The sequence below is a fragment of the Exiguobacterium sp. s91 genome, assembly GCF_018618915.1.
GTDB lineage: Bacteria > Bacillota > Bacilli > Exiguobacteriales > Exiguobacteriaceae > Exiguobacterium_A > Exiguobacterium_A abrahamii.
Genome location: NZ_JACSMZ010000001.1, coordinates 1739806 through 1757861 on the forward strand (window position 1 = coordinate 1739806; position 18056 = coordinate 1757861).

Here is an 18056-nt window from a genome sequence, read left to right on the forward strand (position 1 = left end):
AACGGTCAGGACGACAAAAAAAGGCGAACCGAATGAATTCGGTCCACCCTTGATTACGTTTATGCTTCCTTCGGCGTCAGCGAGACGATCATCGACTCATCGACCAAGTAATAGCTATGATGCGGCATTTCACGCAAATAGCCATCTTGAAACAACATCGCGCAGTCGACTTGGAACGTTTTGCTATACGGTTTCAACGGGAGTTTCTTCACCCGGTCAAAATAGCGATCGACGGCAACCTGGACATGATCCATCTCATAGACAAGTTCCCGGTCTTTTGCCTCCATGATGGTGAATGTCTCACGCGACATGTAAAACACTTGTGTCGAACGTGCTTTCAAATACGGCTCCAGCTGCTTTAAGTCGATGCGTTGCTCATTATCTAGAAGCACTGTCCGATTCGTTCCTTTCGGTAGTTCGGATTCAAAGGCATGCGTCGCTTGTTTGACTTCATCAAGCGTCACGTCACGCATCGGCAACGGCTGGTCTTCCTTCGGTTGAAACCACTTCTTGAATCGGTTCACCTTTTTCCTCCTCTCGTCAAAAAAAGGTGGGGTTTCCCCCACCTTTGATTAGACAACTTATGCTTGTTGGAGACGCTCACGAAGGACCATTGGAAGGATCCCGCCGTGACGGTAGTAATCGATGTCGACTTCTGAATCGAAACGAGCAATCGCTTCGAATTCAGTGACTTTTCCATCTGCCGCTGTCGCTGTGACTTTAACGATGTCACGTGGACGAACAGACTCATCGATTGCGATGCTGATCGCTTCTTCACCTGTTAAACCAAGTGTTTCAGCTGTCGTGCCTGCCACGTATTGTAGTGGAAGAACACCCATCATGACGAGGTTTGAACGGTGAATCCGCTCGAAGCTCTCCGCGATGACGGCTTTGACGCCAAGCAAGTTCGTTCCTTTTGCTGCCCAGTCACGTGAAGAACCCATACCGTAATCTTTACCAGCGAGGATGACGAGACCTGTGCCATCTTCTTTGTACTTCATCGCAGCATCGTACATCGCCATCGTTTCGCCTGTTGGCCAGTACGTCGTGAAGCCACCTTCTGTACCTGGTGCGACTTGGTTACGGATGCGGATGTTCGCGAACGTTCCGCGCATCATGATTTCGTGGTTACCACGACGTGAACCGTATGAGTTGAAGTCTTTTGGTGCAACCCCTTTGTTGACGAGGTATTGACCGGCTGGTGTCGTTTTCGAGAATGAACCAGCTGGTGAGATGTGGTCCGTCGTGACCGAATCAGCGAACTTACCGAAGACACGGAGTCCGTTGAGCGCTTCGACTTGACCAGCTTCCTTCGCCAAGTTCTCGAAGAACGGTGGGTTTTGGATGTACGTCGACTCACCGTCGAAGTCGTACTGATCCCCTGTTGGCACGTCAAGGTTGTTCCAACGTTCGTTTCCTGTGAAGACTGAATCGTATTCTGCACGGAAGCTTTCTGGTGTGACGACCGTGTTGATGATCGTTTGGATCTCATCACGTGAAGGCCAGATGTCAGCGAAGAAGACTTCTTGTCCATCTTTGCCTGTTCCGAGTGACGCGTTCATGATATCGACGTCGACCGTTCCTGCAAGTGCATACGCGACGACGAGTGGCGGTGAAGCCAAGTAGTTCGCTTTGACGAGCGGGTGGACACGACCTTCGAAGTTACGGTTACCGGAGAGGACAGACGAAACGAGTAAGTCTGAACCGAGGATCGCGTCTTCGACTGCGCGGTCGAGTGGACCAGAGTTCCCGATACATGTCGTACAGCCGTAACCGACCGTGTTGAAGCCGAGTTCGTCAAGGTACGTTTGGAGTCCTGATTTCTCGAGGTAATCCGTAACGACCTTCGATCCTGGCGCAAGTGATGTCTTGACGTATTTCGGAACCGAAAGACCGAGTTCGATCGCTTTTTTCGCGACGAGTCCCGCACCGATCATGACGTATGGGTTTGATGTGTTCGTACAGCTCGTGATCGCAGCGATTGCAACGTCACCTGTACGCATTTCAACTGCTTCGTCTTCGAACTGAACGACAGCGACTTTGTTCGCTTCTTCTTCCGCTAAGCCGAATCCAGCGTTTCCTTGTGGAGCCGTCAACGCTTTTTTAAATGATGTATGAACATCCGTCAAATCGATTCGGTCTTGTGGACGTTTTGGTCCAGCAAGGGCAGGAACGATCGTTGAAAGATCAAGTTCGACTGTTTTCGTGAATGTTGGATCTTCGTTTTGTGGCGTGTAGAACAAACCGTTTGCTTTCGAGTAGTTCTCGACTTTTTCGATCAATTCTTCATCGCGACCTGTCAGACGAAGGTACGTCAATGTTTCTGTGTCGACTGGGAAGAATCCACATGTTGCACCGTATTCTGGCGCCATGTTCGCGATTGTTGCCCGGTCAGAAAGTGACATCAAGTGGAGTGATGGACCGAAGAACTCGACGAACTTACCGACGACGTTCTCTTGACGGAGCATTTCCGTTACACGAAGGGCAACGTCTGTTGCTGTCGTTCCTGGGTGCATCTCACCTGTGATGCGTACACCGATGACTTCAGGTACTGGGAAGAACGACGGCTGTCCGAGCATGCCCGCTTCCGCTTCGATCCCACCGACTCCCCAACCGAGGACGCCGAGACCGTTGATCATCGTCGTGTGTGAGTCTGTTCCGACGAGTGTATCCGGGTACACATCAACTGTACCGTCTGCTGTTTCCTTTTCGAGGACGACAGATGCCAAGTACTCGAGGTTAACTTGGTGGACGATCCCTGTTGCTGGTGGTACGGCACGGTAGTTATCGAATGCCGATGTCGCCCAGCGTAGTAATTTGTAACGCTCTTCGTTACGTTCGAATTCGAGATCCATGTTTTCTGCAAGTGCTCCAGCAAAACCGTAAGCATCGACTTGAACCGAGTGGTCAACGACGAGGTCGACTGGTACTTCTGGGTTGATGACCGATGGGTCTCCACCGAGATCTTGCATGGCTTTACGAAGTGACGCGAGGTCAACGACCGTTGGAACACCTGTGAAATCCTGAAGGATAACGCGTGACGGTTTGAACGGAACATCGACATCGTTCGAAACTTGAGCTGTTCCCCATTTCGCCAAGTTCTCGACGTGTTCACGTGTGATCGAACGACCATCTTGTTGACGAAGTACTGACTCGAGTAGGACACGAATCGAGTATGGAAGACGTTTGACTTCCGTCAATCCGAGTTCTTCCAATTTTTCAAGACTATAGTACTGATAATTCTTACCGTTTGCTTCAAAAGAACGGCGTGCGCCAAAGACATCTTGCGACACATCTGTTTGCTTCATGGTGATTCCCCCTTTAAGTGTTCACGACATCAAGCCCCTGATACCGCTTACTTGTACAGTTCTATCATAGTATAATATGGATTCCGTTACAATTTGAAAGAACAAAAGACTTTCGATAAGTTTTACTTATTGCCGATATTAGAAAATTATTCTGTTGTCCTGTTTTTCTCATATTTCCAGTCATGCGTTTCCATTTAGAATGTTCAGGGTACTTAAAAAGTGTAGTACGATATCCGATTCTTGTGGAGGCGTTTATTATGGCGAAATATAAAAGCGATGCAACGCACGTCATTACGACAATCATTTTCAGTGATTTAGAAAAAGCAAAAACAGGCTTTGCGATGATTAAGGATCTCGAAGCAATCAAGGAAATCGAGATGGATCAGATGGTTCTCGCAAAACGTGACGAAGCAGAGGGCTTCTCTTTCATCGATGCCATCGACTTCACGCAACAGGACCAATCCTTCAAAGGCTCATTGATCGGCATGGCAATCGGTGTCGTCGGTGGTCCGTTCGGTATGCTCGTCGGCTCCGTTGCTGGTTACTTGATCGGTGCGAACCGGGATGAGAAGAACGAGCGGGAATCGTTTGATTTATTCAATCGGACGCTGAATCAGATCAATCCTGACCATTACGGTGTCATCTTGATCAGTGAAGTCAACGAAGATTCAGAAGCCGTCAATGCGATCGCCGCTGAACTCGGAGCGACGATTCGCCGGACAGGTGAGACATTACCGGATGGTGCAGTCTAATCAAATCAGAGTTGTCTTCTTTACGTTCTCGTTTTAGACGGGAACGTTTTTTAATTCCTGGATCACCTGTTTTGCTGCTTCCTGTGTCGTGTCAGAATCTACTTTGTTTAATGAATTTTGTTGTACGGATATGAGGATGTTTTTGTAGCTAATGATAATGAGCTCGCCGTAACCACCGTTTGATTGATACTGAACCAGATCATTTCCTATGTATCGATCCGTATACGCAAAATGAATCGCTAACTGCGTATCTTGTTTCTGGTTTTCAAAATAAAGTGTCTCCTGTGTCGACGGTGTGTCAATCGTTCCGTCAACCGTTAACCAACGTCTCTTACCAAAACTCAATGATTGGTCGACAGCCGTGAAGTCTGCACCGATCGTACTTTCCTTCAACTGAAACTGGTCCATCTTCAAGTGTTCATTCATATGCTTGAACAGCCTTTCATACTGAACTGGATTTAAGTTGTGGTGTTTCGTCTGATTCGTCTTCTGATTCGTATGCGTAGTGGTTTTGACTTCTACTTTTTTCTGTTCCGTCGTGACCGCCTCATCCGTGCATCCAGCGATCAAAAACAAACTTGAAAACAGAATCAACATAGTCCCCTTATAGTTCATAGAATATCCTCCCCAATTGATGATACCCTTCCATCATTTCGCCTTAAAGTTGTATAGCGGTTTAATGATCTCGACGACATCGACCGTTTCTTTCGTGTTACGGATGATTTCGTCCATCGGTTTGTAGACGAACGGCGACTCATCACGCGTCGATGCGACGACTGAACTTGACCAGACATCGGTCATCGTCTTTTCGAACGCATTTAGTTCAACTGTTTTGAATGCTTTTGACCGCGACATGATGCGTCCTGCTCCGTGTGGCGCGGAATAGTTCCAATCGGGATTTCCTTTTCCGACGACGATCAAGGAACCATCACGCATGTTCATCGGAATGATTGCCCGCTCGCCGGCTTTTGCAGAGATGGCACCTTTTCTTAGAATCATTGCGTCAAGATCGATATAGTTGTGGATCGTATCGAATTGATCCGCTACCGTCCATCCCATCGCCTCGAAAATGACCTCGGTCATCGCCTGACGGTTCAATGCTGCGTATCGTTGGGCAATCTTAAGATCATGGAGGTAACGCTCCATCGCTTCGCCGGAAACAGATGCTAAATCTTTGTTAAACGTAGACCGTTTTTCCTTCAATTGCTGTAAGGTCGTCTGTATATCCGACTCGCGCCCTTGTTGTTTTAATTCGGCGATGACTCGGTCCGCGTCAAATCGGAAGCGTGCCGTTTCCGCTTCTGCTTGATAATGTTCGGCAATCGTCTTTCCAAGATTGCGACTACCAGAATGAATGACGAGATAGCGCTGTCCTTCTGCATCCTGGTTCAGTTCGATGAAATGATTCCCTCCACCAAGCGTACCAATCGATAATCGTGCCCGTGTTTCGTTAAACGGTGCAAGCACTTGATCAAACGGTACCTGTTCGGACAATGGATGAGCTTGCTGACGTACCGACATGCCACTTGGAACGAGACGCTGAATCGTCGCGTCAAGTTCCGCATAATCGATTGGTTCTTGTTCAGCAAGTCGTGTACATAACATGCCGCAACCGATATCAACACCGACGAGGTTCGGTACGACCTCGTCCGTCACATGCATCGTCGTTCCGATGACAGATCCTTTTCCAGCATGACAATCCGGCATGATCCGGACGCGACTGTCTGTCGCAAATTGTTCCTCTAACATAGCTGTGACTTGCTTAATCGTCAGGTCGTCGACGTTATCCGTGAAAATCTTTGCTTCCCCATACGTGCCTTGAATCGTTTTCATACGATCGTTCCTTTCTTTCCTATCCATTTAATTATTCTGCTGTTTCTTTCATGATTTCAATGAATTGTTTTGTCAGTGTCGTCGGTCCCGTCTCTGTCAACCAGACGAAGGCTGTCGTACTCGCGGCACCGGATAGGTATGTCTGGTGCAGCCCTGTCATATCCAGTTCCCGCAACGTACTCTCCGGCAAAACGGTCACCGCCTGTCCACTGCGTACGAGTCCAATCAGCGTCAAGACATCGGAACACGTCTCTTGCGATACGACACCGAGCCGTTGACTTAACGTCTGAAAGACACCGAGTCCTTCTTGACTCGGAATGATGAGATCCGCAGTCGGGTGATCCGGATGCCAGACTTGATGAAACGGTTCTTCTTCCATCCATTCGATCGAAATCCCTTGCGCATCAATCGGCAGACGAACGAACGCCGCATCAAGCGACCGCTCTTTCAACCGTTCGATGAGCGCACTCGATTCTCCTTGGTGGACTTGCAAGATGATGCCGGGATGTCGTCGTTTCATCTGCTCGATCCAGTCGACAAGCCGACTAGCTGATAACGTGTTGACACCAATCCGCAAAATCCCTGTTCGCCCGGCTTCGATGTCGCTCACTTCCATCCGTGTCTCCTGCTCGAACTGCAGCAAAGAAACCGCTCGTTCATATAAGCGGTTGCCGCTCGGTGTAATCCGGATCCCGCGTCCTGCCCGCTCAATCAGACGAACGCCTAGCTCTTCTTCCATCCGCCGGATTTGCTGCGTCAAGGCAGGTTGTGCCATCCGTAAGCGCTCCGCTGCCCGCGTGACGGATTGTTCCTCGACGACCGCACAAAAATAGCGGTACTGGCGTAAATCCATATTCATCATCTCTTTCATATGTTTTCATGTATAAAGATATATGAATCATAACATCAATCATATGCTATGATGCAGGAATATCTGAAGTTTAAGAAAGGAGCTTTTTCATGAAACAAACGACTTCTACCTTCCAGTGGATCGTCTTTTTACTCGCGAACACGATTGCTTTACCAATCGTCGTCGCCAGTCTGTTCGACCTCTCATCAGTTGAGACTGCTGCCCTTGTCCAACGGTCGTTCTTTGTAGGCGGGATTGCCTGTTTCCTACACGGAGCCTTCGGCCACCGGCTTCCGATCGTATCGGGACCTGCCGGATCATGGGTCAGCATCTTCGTCGTCATCGCCGCACTACCGGTTGACTCAAAAACGGCCTTTACGATCGCGATGGCAGCCGTCGTCATTGCCGGCGTCGTTCTCATCATCCTTGGTTTGACAGGATGGACGAAATACTTATTACCCGTCTTCACACCGCTCGTTAGCGGAACATTTTTGCTCTTATTATGTATTCAATTGACGGGCGTCATGCTCGGTGCCGTCCTCGCCGTCGAAGCAACACGTCTCGCCGGTATCATCACGTTCTTTCTCGTGCTCGGACTCAGCCAATTTGGACCGAGTCGCTTACGCCCGTTTGCCTTGATGATCGGAATCATCATCGGTTGGCTCGTCAGCCGTCCGTCGCTTCCTACGTCGTCTAGTTTGTTCGCACCACCACAAGCGTTACCGTTCGGATGGCCGCAGTTTGACGGCAGTGCATTTCTTGTCGCGATTCCATTCGCAATCTTGCTCGTCGTCAATTTAATTGCCGCTTTAAGCGCCGTCGAAGCGACGCTTCAAAAACAAGGACGTCTGCACCAAGGGTTATCAATTGAAGGTGTCATTCATTTACTCGCTGCTACGTTCTCGACGCTTGTGCCAGTTCCTTTACCCATTACGAGCGGGTTCATCGCGCAAACGGGAAGCCGGAAACGTCGCCCGTTCTTGATTGCCTCACTCGTCATTGCACTAATCGGGTTCTTCCCAAGCTTGATTGGGATCATCGCGACCTTACCGCGTAGCGTCGCGAGTGCCGCGTTGCTTGCGACATTGCCGCACATGTTCCTGATTGCTTGGCAGTCTGCGGAAAGTAACATGGAGAATAGCCGTCGCCGCCATGCGTTTGCGATCAGTGCTGTCATCGGCATCAGTATCTTGTTGCAATCGACCGTCATCGCGGAAGTCCTGCCTTTGACGCTTCGTCCGTTCCTCAGTAACGGATTACTCGTCGGAACGATGCTTGTGCTCGGTTTCGAAATCATCGAAAAAGTTCGCTCACGTCGCGCGAAACAAGCGGATCGATTGGCGAGCTAAATGGTATTGTACGACCGGACGATGTCATCATCCTCGCTTTCCTGTAAGGGTCAAGGATGAACATCTCGTCTGTTTATTCACCTAAAAAAGTAGCCTTTTCGATGTGATTCGAAAAGGCTACTTTTTTCACATTTCATTCAATTAAAATCAAAAAGCTATTTTACTCAACGCACTTCCCGCCACCATTTTCGTGTCGTGCTCTCGGGTGTCACACTTTCCCCGATCATCGGTGTCAGAACCGGAATCTCATCGCGTTTCGCTTCCTTGAGCAACCGTTCGACCGGTTCGAACCAGGCATGAAACGCGAGGATGAAGGCAGACCAGTGAATAGGCATCAGGACACGACCTTTTACATCTCGATGAGCTTGAACTGTTTGTTCCGGTAACATATGCGAATTGGACCACCGGACATCGTACTGCCCACATTCCATCATCGTCAGGTCAAACGGACCATATTGTTCGCCGATTGCTTTAAAGTGTGGACCATATCCACTATCGCCACTAAAGAAGACCTTTTGCGAGCCTTCGATGACCCATGACGCCCATAGCGTTGAAAATTGATCAAGACCATTTCGCCCTGAATAATGGCGCGACGGAGCCGCTGTCAGTTTGATGCCACCGACTTGTGTCGATTCATGCCAGTCGAGTTCCGTGATTCGCTCAGCTGAGACGCCCCATCCACGGAGACGACTCCCGACACCGAGCGGCACGATGAAGCGACCGACTCGATTTTTCAAGGCGAGGACGGATGGATAATCCAGATGATCATAATGATCATGCGAATAGACGACGACATCAATCAACGGTAAACGTTCGAGATCAACCGTCTGCGTCGTTTGAAAACGTCCTCCCCCCAGTTTCGGGAACGGTGATGGTGCGCGCCCGAGCATCGGGTCAAAGAAAATCGTTTGCCCATCGAGTTCGAGTAAAAATGCCGAATGTCCGAACCATGTGACACGTGGTGTTTCACTATCGTCTTGACGTCGCTGATACGGAAGCGTCGGTAACGCTTTGACAGGACGCAGATTTGGAATGTTTCGTCCGTAATCCTTTAAGATGCTTTTCATCGAGTCCCATTCCATCTTCAACTGGAAATCCATCTCATTTTTGAACTTCCCGTCGACAAAACGATCTGATCGCTCGAAACTTCGTCGCTCCGCACGGCTTGGTCGTTTCCCGAACACCGGGTATCGGTTGATGAACCAAGCACTCGTAAGACCGATTCCTGCTAAAGCTGTCACTATTTTTTTCATGTCATATCACCTCTTCGATGCTCTCAGTATAGCACCTCGATTCCCCACACATCTCGCTTTGCGACTCCGGACGCGAGAAAAAAAGTGAAGATCACCGATATCGGCGCCTTCACTTCTAGGTATTAGTCGAGATCGTCCGCTTTCCACTTCGTCCGGTCGCTCTTCTCACCGTCCCCGCGGTGATTGGATTCATAAGCGTTATTCCCTGGATTTTCGACCTTGTTATCATCGTGCCGATGGTCATGATCATGATCGTGGTCATGGTGATGATGGTGCTCATGGTCGTGGTCATGATTGAGATCTCGATCCTTGACGAACAATGCAAGACCGCCTCGCTCGACTTCCGCGTAATGCCGTTCTGCCTCATCATCCGAATGTCCAACACGTTTTAACGTCTCGCGGAGCGGTGGTTCCTTAGAGAACTTCGATTTGACTTGATCAATCCAACTTGCACCCGATGCTTCGTCTGCCGCGTCATCTCGACCGACGACGGAAAAATCTGAATCGTGATGCCCCTGTTGTTTCAATTCCTCGATTTTTCGTTCCAGACTCGATTGATCCTGATAGATCCCAACAAACCGTTTCGCCATCACATGACACCTTCCTTTTTCATATGAATTCAAACACGCTCTATTTTTACCCTTGTTCGCTTAGCATCAAACGAGATTTCAGGAACGAAAAAACGGACCACTTCGAAAAGTAGTCCGTCAAAAACTTAGAGTTGTTGCGGTGAATCGACCAACGTGATCGTTCCTTCGTTTTTCTGAACGAATCGCTCGTAGACGAAATCATTCGCAAATAACAGAACAGCATTCTCCCAACGGTCATAAACGAGAACCGTCCGTGAATCCGTCAATTGTTTGACGGCAGCGACTTCAGCCGGCTTGATCCATTTCGCGACTTGGAAGTTCGCTGCGTCCTTTAAGATGTCAACGCCATACTCGCCTTTGAGCCGGTGCTCGAAGACTTCGAATTGGAGTTGTCCGATGGCTCCGAGGATGATTTCGTTGTATTCCGTCTTGTAGACCTGGATCGCTCCTTCTTGCGCGAGCTGTTCGACACCTTTTTGGAACTGTTTCGACTTCAAGGCGTTTTTCGTATAGACCTTCAAGAAAAGTTCTGGTGCGAACGTTGGCAGTGCTTCATATTGCAATGATGGATCACCGTTCGTGATCGTATCACCGATTTGATAGTTACCTGAATCGTATAATCCGATGACATCTCCCGCGAACGCTTCGTTGACCGTTTCACGCTCATCCGCCATGAATTGGGTCGATTGCGATAGCTTCATTTTCTTGCCTGTCCGTGTCAAGACGACGTCCATCCCACGATCAAACTTACCCGTACAAATACGGACGAAAGCAATCCGGTCGCGGTGGTTCGGGTTCATGTTCGCTTGAATCTTGAAGACGAAACCACTGAAGAATTCTTGAGCAGGTTCGACCTTCCCTTTGTTCGACTCACGTGGTGTCGGTGAAGGAGACAGGTTCAAGTAATGCTCGAGGAGCGGTGTGACACCGAAATCAACGAGTGCTGATCCGAAGAAGACCGGAGTCAATTCCCCTTTAGCAATCAATTCTTCATTGTACTCGTTACCTGCACCGTCGAGTAAGTCGACTTCGTCCATTAACGTCTCGTACATTTCCGAGTTGATTGTCGTCGCGAGTTCTTCGTTCGCGAGACCTTCCTCACCGAGTTCGATCGACTTACGATCGTTCTTGAAACAATGGAATTGTCCTTTGACACGGTCGTAAACCCCTTCGAACTGTTGACCTGAACCAGCTGGCCACGTCACAGCAACAGACGGAATACCGAGGACTTCTTCGAGTTCTTCCATCAATTCGAGTGGGTCACGCGCTTGACGGTCCATCTTATTGATGAACGTAAAGATTGGAATCCCGCGCATCCGACAGACTTGGAACAGCTTCTTCGTTTGTGACTCGATCCCTTTCGCCGCATCGATGACCATGATCGCTGAGTCAACCGCTGTCAGGATTCGGTACGTATCCTCACCGAAGTCCGAGTGACCTGGTGTATCCATGATCGAGACGATCTTTTTGTTGTATTCGAATTGCATGACCGAAGACGTAACAGAGATTCCGCGTTGTTTTTCGATTTCCATCCAGTCCGATTTCGCAAATTTCGAGTTTTTCCGTGCCTTGACAGAACCTGCCTCACGGATTGCCCCTCCGTGCAGGAGGAATTTTTCAGTTAATGTCGTCTTACCCGCATCCGGGTGGGAAATGATGCCGAAAATCCGACGCTTTTCGACTTCCGTTTGTAGAATGTTTGTCATGTATGGTAGTTCCTTTCACCGATATATTCAAAAGTCCGATCAATCTTTTTCGCAACTAGTCTATCATACCGAATTTTCAAGGTCTCGTCCATTTCACTTCATTGACTCAATTTTCAGATTTAAAGTTGACAATTCATCACGATCTTCTTTACGATGACTAGGAAGTTCACTATTACAGAAGGAGGAGACGTACAATGGTATTCCATCAAGACTGGACATCTGTCCACACTGTCTTTGTATCGGCTACAACTGTACGTCACCCAATCGTTTAATTTTTAATTAAGCAGGGTGTGCGTATGCGTATACGTACATGCTGCCCTCTTATATTAGGACGGGTATGCCCATATTTGTGCGTATCCGTCTTTTCTATTGTCTAAAAACGGAATATAAGGGGTTTTTCACTATGCTTAACGCACTTAAACAGCTTGATCGCAACATCTGGATCCGGTTCGTCGGGGAAACGATCACGGGGATCATGATGTTCATGATTGCACCATTTTTAGTTCTTTATTATGCGGATCGACTCGATTCCTACTTCTTGGTCGGTGTCATCATGGCGACCGGACCGATTATGTCGCTCGTCGGCGCCGTCCTTGGTGGTCACTTCGCTGATAAATTCGGTCGAAAACCACTGATGGTCCTCTCGATCATCGGTGACGTCATTGCTTTAATCGGTTTCTCGTTCGCTGATTCATTCGGACCGCTTCTCGCGTTGAACGCGCTGCTCGGTTTATCCAGTTCACTGTTCCATCCCGCGGCAAGCGCGATGGTCGCTGACGTCACACCACCAGAACGCCTAAACGAATCGTTCGGTCTGCTCCGGATGGGACATAACGTCGGGGCCGCATTCGGTCCACTTCTCGGAAGTGCCGTCCTGTTCGTCGACCGTTCACTCATCTTCTACTCTGCCGCTTTCGTCTTTTTCCTGTACGGACTCGTTCTCTACTTCTTCATCGAAGAAACGAAACCGGAGTATATCGAAAAGACGGACGAAGTCAAAGTATCACCGCTCACTGTATTGCGGAAGGATCATGTCTTTTTAATATTCATCGGGGCGGGTGTCTTCATCTCGATGGGATTTGCCCTCGTCGAGAGTATGTTACCGGTCTTTTTGAAGGAGGCACTACCGGGATTACCAACGAAACAAAATCCGTTTCCTTACTTGATGGCACTGAACGGGATCATGGTCGTCTTATTCCAGTTCCCAATCGCTGCTCGCTTATCAGGGAAAGCATTCGGAAAAGTCATGTTGCTCGGGGCCTCGATTTTCGGAATCGGCATGATTTTCCTCGCATTCGTTCCGTCTTACCTGTTCTCACTCGGAACGAGTTATGTCGTGCTCGTGACGGTATTGCTTGCGATTTATGCGTTCTATACGCTCGGTGAGATGATCATGTCACCTGTCCAGATGACGTTCATCGCCTTGATCGCACCAGAACATCTCCGCGGAACGTACAACGGTGCTGCGAGTCTCCAGTGGTTGATTGGCGGCGTCACCGCACCGCTTCTCGGATCGTTATTCCTTGATACTGGAAAAGGTGACTTTGCGCTCGGATTCGTCGGACTGCTCTGCTGTGTATCAGGTGGGGTCTATCTCGCACTAGACCGGTCGATCCAACGCGCGAAACGCTTAACGAAATCCGCCTAAAAAAAAAGCGATGTGTCATGCTCCGACTTTTGTCAGAGCGTTACACATCGCTTTTCTCGTTAAGAAGGTAATTGATTTGCCGCTACGAACGGACCGAACAGGACCGGTAACGGATCAAGTCGTTGCTGGATTTCTTCAATGAAATTCGTCGATCCACTGACGAAGACGATCGGATCATTTACCGTGATCATCGTCAAGAATTCGTGCATCTGTTGTTCCCATCCTTCTTGACGAATGTGATGAACGACCATCCCTTTCGTCGTCAAGGATACGACATTCGCTAACATTCGTTCTGCCAGTTCCTCAGCTGAGACATGTAACAATGTCGTTTTTCGACCGGTCAGGAGTGCATGCCGAGCTTCGTCGATGACGGCTCCAAGATGATGCTCTTCTGCAATCAACAAGATATCTTGTTGGCGCCAGTTTTCAGCACGGCGGTATTTACAAAAATGCCGACACGTATCGACGAGTTGATGGTGAACAATTGCCCATGCTTGAAGTAAAGGTGCATCTTCTTTAAGGTCATATTCGATTTGAATAGCTTGAAGAATTTCACGACTGATGATGTCAGGGTACGTCAACAGAAACGATTTCGTCTGATCGATTTCATTCAGTAAAATCAATTTAAACAGTTCACTCGAATCATGCTGGTTTGTAATCTGATTCAATAATTGACTCAGGCGTAAAATCCGTAATGCGCGAGTTCCGTCCTGAGCTCCCGCTTCTCGAAGCGCGCGCAATTCTTCTTCGTACGTCGCCTCGAGCGAGTCATAGAAGCGCGTCGCGATCCGCAATCCCTTTTGCTCCATCGATGGACCGAGCTGTTGCAAAAGGTGTAATGCCTGATCGAAATGCATAATTTAACCTACCTTTCACCGTCCATTATGCGTGAATCCACTCTCAAAAACAATCTCTAAAATGCATCTTATTTTTTGCACATTGAAAGTTGTAAATGCTTGCGTCCCCCCCTAGTATGTGTGGTAAGTAGGTGATGAAAATGCGCATGACACGTTATACGGATTACGCGATTCGGTCTCTGCTGTTCGCAGCAGCTCATCCCGATCGTTTAGTCCGAATCCAGGAAGTAGCGGATTGTTACGACATTTCTAAGAATCATTTGATGAAAGTAGTCTATCGTTTAGGACAGAGTGGTCTGATTGAATCTGTCCGTGGTCGTGGAGGTGGTTTTCGATTAGCGAGCCCTCCGGATGCAATTCATATCGGTGACGTCGTACAACTTTTTGAACCAACCGTTCATTTTCTCGATCCGCAAGAAGGCATTCACGAGATTCCTTCGCTCAATCCAGCACGTGATGCTTTCGATGATGCCATTGCGGCGTTCCATCAAGTACTCAATGGTTACACAGTACATGATTTGCTACATCCGACAGCTGAAACTCATCCACAAATACTTGAAATGATTCCGAACCGCGATTGAGCGGGTTCGGAATCTTTTTTTATTCCGTCCTCGCTCAATTGCGATTTCTCAAAACGCTCGTGGTATACTTATATAAGAAAGGAGGGGTACAGATGAACCCTCAAGAAGAACTCCATCTCTTATATCTTCGCTTAAAGGAAGAAGAACCCTCCGTTGCACGCGGTGAGGCCTTATGGGCCATCTTTGAGGAAACAGCTGATGATTCACTCCGCTTCCTCTCCTTATGGACATTTTCACAAAATCAATTTGATTTAGGACACTTCCGATCGTTTCTTGTGTCCTTCACGCTCTTGATGGAATGGATCCGAAAAGATGAGATGACACTAACTCCAAAACAAGAACTTGATTTGTACTGGAACTACAAGTCCTACTTGATCTATATGGCAGAACAAGAAGACGTGACGGTCTCGCTTCTCGAAGAAGATCTTGATCGCTTCATCGATTTCTGTGACGCGCATGGCTTTATTCGGACGCGCGACTATATCAGCTTCATGGTCTATAGCAAACTCGGTGACGAGGAACAAGCCGATCATTATCTCTCGGAATGGGTTGACGCGCCAAGTGACGAACTTAGTGATTGCCCATCCTGTGAAGCATTTAGCCGGATGACGTATGCGATTGAACGTGGCTTCGAAGATCGTGCCTTGCTACTTTATGCAGCACTTCGGCATGAACGCGGTTGTTCACGGATGCCGGATCAGGCACATCCATATATCCTACCGTTGTTCCTTAGTCGCAAAAAAGAACGCTTTGACTGGAGTGAACGCTTAATCGAAGAAGTTAAGCGTGGCGAAACCTTGTTCACAGGTGGCGACGAGCCGTACCACCTATATGCGAAGATGTATTACGATACGAACTATACCTGGTCGATGGAAGAGAAAAAACAATTGATTCCATTCTTGACCGACCGTGGATATCTCCAGTTCCTACTCGCTCACTATGCGTTCGCCCATCGTCAATCTCTTGGTGAGGAAGCGTCGTATCTCGCAGCGCTTCGGACGAATCTATACGAGATCGCACAATCTCTCGATCGCCGGATTGAAGGTGTCTTCTACTTGAACCTCGTCGAACGTGAACTGAAACGGATCACCCAGTTCGTTGCCTGAATTTAATTCGTAAAGGAAGTGTCTTCATGTTAGATCATGTCCAGCTCGCTATGCCAAAAAACGAAGAAGATCGCGCCCGTGCATTTTATGCCGGGCTTTTACATATGAAGGAAGTCGAAAAACCGGCTGGTGTTCAAGCCAGTGGTGGTGTCTGGTTCGAAGATCATGGTGCAGCACTTCATCTCGGCATCGAGGAGCCATTCTCCCCTGCTAAAAAAGCGCATCCTGGATTAACCGTCGCTGCGTTCGAAGCTTTGAGCGATGTTCTTCAAGCTGCCGGTTATCCGGTTGAGCATGACACACGCCTTGCGCCACGTCGTCGTTTCTTCACAGCCGATCCCTTCGGTAACCGTTTAGAGATCATCGCTGCCCACCTGCCGACGTTAACGCCAAAGAAGTTGGTAGATGGTTCTCATGTCCGTTTAGTCGCACCCGCTTCAAGTCTCTCAACGGTCGAGATGAAGATCATCGATGGTGCGATCCAAACCCTCGAATCACTCGGATTACGTGTCTCGATCAGTCAACATGCGCGTGCTGTCAATCCGTTTGGTTCCAGTGATCCTGAGTTACGGGTTGCAGACCTCCATGCCGCGTTCGCTGATCCGAACGTTGATGCGATTCTGTGTGTTCGCGGTGGATTCAGTACGAATGAACTCGTCGACTTACTCGACTACGAATTGATTCGGACACATCCGAAAATCCTTTGTGGCTTCTCCGATATCACAGCACTCAGTCACGCCATTCTAACGAATACCGGCTTAGTGACGTACTCGGGACCAATGTTACGGGCTTTCCGTGATCGCGACGCCTATACGATCGATTACTTCAAGCAAGTGTTGTTTGAAACGGATCCCGTTACGATCAAGCCTTCGGTCCATTGGCGTGATACCGATCGCGGACATGTCATTACGTTACCGAACAAAGGACCGATTCTTTTATCCTCTGGGCAAGCAAGTGGTCGTCTGCTCGGTGGGAATCTTTGTACGTTGAATCTCCTGCAAGGCACACCGCACTTCCCTGATTTACGGGATACGATTTTATTCCTTGAAGACGATTACGAAGTCCATCCAGCGACGTTCGCCCGTGATTTCGCCTCTTTGATGGCGCAACCGGGTGCCGAAACGATTCGCGGGATCGTCTTCGGACGCTTCCAACTCGCAACGAAGATGACGGAAGAGCATCTGCGGTATCTGATTTCGCTCTATCCAGTCTTAGAGCACGTACCAGTTCTTGCGAATGTCGATTTTGGACATACGAGTCCTTTGTTCACGTTCCCGATCGGTGGACAGGTTGAATTACATGACGAGGTCATCCGACTATATATTTCTTGAATATCAAAAGAAGGAGACGCGGCAATCCGCATCTCCTTCTTTTTTAATAGTCGAGCAATCTCGAAGCGTCGATTTGACGTTTCGACCCATCCGCGAACATCTCAAGTGTTGCGAAAATCTGGTCATTTGCCCATTCATAGTGAAGTAACGTGAAGTCTTCGAGTGTCGAGACCGTTTTGAACGTTTTCCCGACCGTAAACGCACGCTTCCGGCTCGCATCTTCTGCCGGAACGGTGACGAAGATAACCGTGATCTCTTCGCCCTTCGTATCATAATAGAATTCAACGATCCGACCGTCCGCTGTTTCAGGTAAAACACCTTTACGGGGCTGTCCGGTCTCGTCCAATTGTACGTATGGTTGCAGCATTCTTTCGCCTCACTTTCTCCGTCATTCATCATAGCACGTCCACCTGATTTATGCTAATCTATATTTGATGTGAAAGGGGGATGAGTCGCGCATGGAATGGTTCATGAACGGGATTCTGCTCTGGGGCTTTATCATGATCACACTCATGGCAATTGGCGGGTTTTTCATGTTCCGGAAGTTCCTCAAGAAGTTACCGAAAGAAGACGGTAAATCGATGATGGACTGGGAAGATGAGTACATCGACCAAACACGACATCTTTGGACGGATGAGACGATGGAATTATTGAACGCTCTCGTCATGCCGGTTCCATCGGCATTTCGTGATGTCGCACGCCGCAAGATTGCCGGGCGGATCGGACAGTTCGCACTGGAGGAACAAGCGACAGAGATGACATCTGAACTGGTCGTCAAAGGATATATTTCCGCTACGCCAAAACGCGATCATAAATTCTTGAAAAAAGCACTGACGGAGCACGCCATCGACTGGCGAGACTACGCATTATACTTCCAAAATTGAAGGATGCA

General features: G+C 48.6%; 17 protein-coding genes. 7 read left to right on the forward strand and 10 right to left on the reverse strand.

Annotated features, from left to right (window positions below; translation table 11 throughout):
* Positions 1-59 precede the first annotated feature (59 nt).
* The gene (locus KNQ06_RS09105; protein ID WP_023467798.1) at positions 60-524 is read right to left on the reverse strand and encodes a DUF3939 domain-containing protein; all 465 of its coding nucleotides are present in this window, start codon (positions 522-524) and stop codon (positions 60-62) included.
* Between the two features lie 57 nt (positions 525-581).
* A complete protein-coding gene (gene acnA / locus KNQ06_RS09110; protein WP_023467797.1) occupies positions 582-3308 on the reverse strand; it encodes an aconitate hydratase AcnA in 2727 nt (908 codons plus the stop codon).
* A 257-nt stretch (positions 3309-3565) separates the two neighbouring features.
* On the opposite strand from acnA, the gene KNQ06_RS09115 reads away from it, so the two are divergent.
* A complete protein-coding gene (locus tag KNQ06_RS09115) occupies positions 3566-4060 on the forward strand; it encodes a hypothetical protein (RefSeq protein ID WP_050678322.1) in 495 nt (164 codons plus the stop codon).
* 33 nt (positions 4061-4093) lie between these two features.
* On the opposite strand, the gene KNQ06_RS09120 is transcribed toward KNQ06_RS09115, so the two are convergent.
* Genes KNQ06_RS09120 through KNQ06_RS09130 form a run of 3 tightly spaced genes read right to left on the reverse strand, consistent with a single transcriptional unit; the run spans position 4094 to position 6746 of the window.
* Positions 4094-4675 carry a hypothetical protein gene (locus KNQ06_RS09120; protein ID WP_214724594.1) on the reverse strand — a complete coding sequence of 194 codons (582 nt, stop codon included), beginning with the start codon at positions 4673-4675 and terminating at the stop codon, positions 4094-4096.
* Positions 4676-4708: 33 nt separating this feature from the next.
* Positions 4709-5893 carry an RtcB family protein gene (locus KNQ06_RS09125; protein WP_215148059.1) on the reverse strand — a complete coding sequence of 395 codons (1185 nt, stop codon included), beginning with the start codon at positions 5891-5893 and terminating at the stop codon, positions 4709-4711.
* A gap of 31 nt (positions 5894-5924) precedes the next feature.
* The gene (locus tag KNQ06_RS09130) at positions 5925-6746 is read right to left on the reverse strand and encodes a LysR family transcriptional regulator (RefSeq protein WP_214724591.1); all 822 of its coding nucleotides are present in this window, start codon (positions 6744-6746) and stop codon (positions 5925-5927) included.
* A 107-nt stretch (positions 6747-6853) separates the two neighbouring features.
* On the opposite strand from KNQ06_RS09130, the gene KNQ06_RS09135 reads away from it, so the two are divergent.
* The gene (locus tag KNQ06_RS09135) at positions 6854-8092 is read left to right on the forward strand and encodes a purine/pyrimidine permease (RefSeq protein ID WP_215148060.1); all 1239 of its coding nucleotides are present in this window, start codon (positions 6854-6856) and stop codon (positions 8090-8092) included.
* A 164-nt stretch (positions 8093-8256) separates the two neighbouring features.
* Here KNQ06_RS09135 and KNQ06_RS09140 read toward each other — a convergent pair whose 3' ends face one another.
* The 3 genes from KNQ06_RS09140 to KNQ06_RS09150 all read right to left on the reverse strand — a co-directional run bounded on the left by KNQ06_RS09140 (position 8257) and on the right by KNQ06_RS09150 (position 11641).
* Positions 8257-9345, reverse strand: coding sequence for an MBL fold metallo-hydrolase (locus KNQ06_RS09140; RefSeq protein WP_064300191.1), 1089 nt, complete (start codon positions 9343-9345; stop codon positions 8257-8259).
* A 122-nt stretch (positions 9346-9467) separates the two neighbouring features.
* Positions 9468-9935, reverse strand: coding sequence for a YflT domain-containing protein (locus tag KNQ06_RS09145; protein ID WP_215148061.1), 468 nt, complete (start codon positions 9933-9935; stop codon positions 9468-9470).
* A gap of 125 nt (positions 9936-10060) precedes the next feature.
* Positions 10061-11641 (reverse strand): peptide chain release factor 3, encoded by a 1581-nt coding sequence (locus KNQ06_RS09150; protein ID WP_214808142.1) that lies wholly within the window; start codon positions 11639-11641, stop codon positions 10061-10063.
* Between the two features lie 403 nt (positions 11642-12044).
* Between KNQ06_RS09150 and KNQ06_RS09155 the strand changes: the two genes are divergently transcribed.
* The gene (locus KNQ06_RS09155; protein ID WP_064300193.1) at positions 12045-13289 is read left to right on the forward strand and encodes an MDR family MFS transporter; all 1245 of its coding nucleotides are present in this window, start codon (positions 12045-12047) and stop codon (positions 13287-13289) included.
* 59 nt (positions 13290-13348) lie between these two features.
* Here the strand turns inward: KNQ06_RS09155 and KNQ06_RS09160 are convergent, their stop codons facing one another.
* A complete protein-coding gene (locus KNQ06_RS09160; RefSeq protein ID WP_215148062.1) occupies positions 13349-14146 on the reverse strand; it encodes a hypothetical protein in 798 nt (265 codons plus the stop codon).
* Positions 14147-14286: 140 nt separating this feature from the next.
* Between KNQ06_RS09160 and KNQ06_RS09165 the strand changes: the two genes are divergently transcribed.
* The 3 genes from KNQ06_RS09165 to KNQ06_RS09175 all read left to right on the forward strand — a co-directional run bounded on the left by KNQ06_RS09165 (position 14287) and on the right by KNQ06_RS09175 (position 17164).
* Positions 14287-14727 carry an RrF2 family transcriptional regulator gene (locus KNQ06_RS09165; RefSeq protein WP_023467786.1) on the forward strand — a complete coding sequence of 147 codons (441 nt, stop codon included), beginning with the start codon at positions 14287-14289 and terminating at the stop codon, positions 14725-14727.
* Between the two features lie 92 nt (positions 14728-14819).
* Positions 14820-15833 (forward strand): hypothetical protein, encoded by a 1014-nt coding sequence (locus KNQ06_RS09170; protein WP_023467785.1) that lies wholly within the window; start codon positions 14820-14822, stop codon positions 15831-15833.
* 26 nt (positions 15834-15859) lie between these two features.
* Complete coding sequence (locus tag KNQ06_RS09175; RefSeq protein WP_215148064.1) at positions 15860-17164, forward strand: VOC family protein; 1305 nt, start codon at positions 15860-15862, stop codon at positions 17162-17164.
* Between the two features lie 43 nt (positions 17165-17207).
* On the opposite strand, the gene KNQ06_RS09180 is transcribed toward KNQ06_RS09175, so the two are convergent.
* Positions 17208-17531 (reverse strand): hypothetical protein, encoded by a 324-nt coding sequence (locus tag KNQ06_RS09180; RefSeq protein WP_023467783.1) that lies wholly within the window; start codon positions 17529-17531, stop codon positions 17208-17210.
* A 91-nt stretch (positions 17532-17622) separates the two neighbouring features.
* Between KNQ06_RS09180 and KNQ06_RS09185 the strand changes: the two genes are divergently transcribed.
* Positions 17623-18048, forward strand: coding sequence for a DUF2621 family protein (locus KNQ06_RS09185; RefSeq protein ID WP_029341260.1), 426 nt, complete (start codon positions 17623-17625; stop codon positions 18046-18048).
* The last annotated feature ends 8 nt before the right edge of the window (positions 18049-18056 follow it).

Excerpts from the sequence above, each read along its gene's own strand:
- KNQ06_RS09165 (WP_023467786.1), top strand. The coding sequence starts at position 14,287 with ATGCGCATGACACGTTATACGGATTACGCGATTCGGTCTCTGCTGTTC.
- KNQ06_RS09185 (WP_029341260.1), top strand. The coding sequence starts at position 17,623 with ATGGAATGGTTCATGAACGGGATTCTGCTCTGGGGCTTTATCATGATC.
- KNQ06_RS09150 (WP_214808142.1), bottom strand. The coding sequence starts at position 11,641 with ATGACAAACATTCTACAAACGGAAGTCGAAAAGCGTCGGATTTTCGGC.
- KNQ06_RS09155 (WP_064300193.1), top strand. The coding sequence starts at position 12,045 with ATGCTTAACGCACTTAAACAGCTTGATCGCAACATCTGGATCCGGTTC.
- KNQ06_RS09145 (WP_215148061.1), bottom strand. The coding sequence starts at position 9,935 with ATGGCGAAACGGTTTGTTGGGATCTATCAGGATCAATCGAGTCTGGAA.
- acnA (WP_023467797.1), bottom strand. The coding sequence starts at position 3,308 with ATGAAGCAAACAGATGTGTCGCAAGATGTCTTTGGCGCACGCCGTTCT.
- KNQ06_RS09160 (WP_215148062.1), bottom strand. The coding sequence starts at position 14,146 with ATGCATTTCGATCAGGCATTACACCTTTTGCAACAGCTCGGTCCATCG.
- KNQ06_RS09130 (WP_214724591.1), bottom strand. The coding sequence starts at position 6,746 with ATGGATTTACGCCAGTACCGCTATTTTTGTGCGGTCGTCGAGGAACAA.
- KNQ06_RS09140 (WP_064300191.1), bottom strand. The coding sequence starts at position 9,345 with ATGAAAAAAATAGTGACAGCTTTAGCAGGAATCGGTCTTACGAGTGCT.
- KNQ06_RS09175 (WP_215148064.1), top strand. The coding sequence starts at position 15,860 with ATGTTAGATCATGTCCAGCTCGCTATGCCAAAAAACGAAGAAGATCGC.
- KNQ06_RS09170 (WP_023467785.1), top strand. The coding sequence starts at position 14,820 with ATGAACCCTCAAGAAGAACTCCATCTCTTATATCTTCGCTTAAAGGAA.
- KNQ06_RS09115 (WP_050678322.1), top strand. The coding sequence starts at position 3,566 with ATGGCGAAATATAAAAGCGATGCAACGCACGTCATTACGACAATCATT.
- KNQ06_RS09120 (WP_214724594.1), bottom strand. The coding sequence starts at position 4,675 with ATGAACTATAAGGGGACTATGTTGATTCTGTTTTCAAGTTTGTTTTTG.
- KNQ06_RS09180 (WP_023467783.1), bottom strand. The coding sequence starts at position 17,531 with ATGCTGCAACCATACGTACAATTGGACGAGACCGGACAGCCCCGTAAA.
- KNQ06_RS09125 (WP_215148059.1), bottom strand. The coding sequence starts at position 5,893 with ATGAAAACGATTCAAGGCACGTATGGGGAAGCAAAGATTTTCACGGAT.
- KNQ06_RS09135 (WP_215148060.1), top strand. The coding sequence starts at position 6,854 with ATGAAACAAACGACTTCTACCTTCCAGTGGATCGTCTTTTTACTCGCG.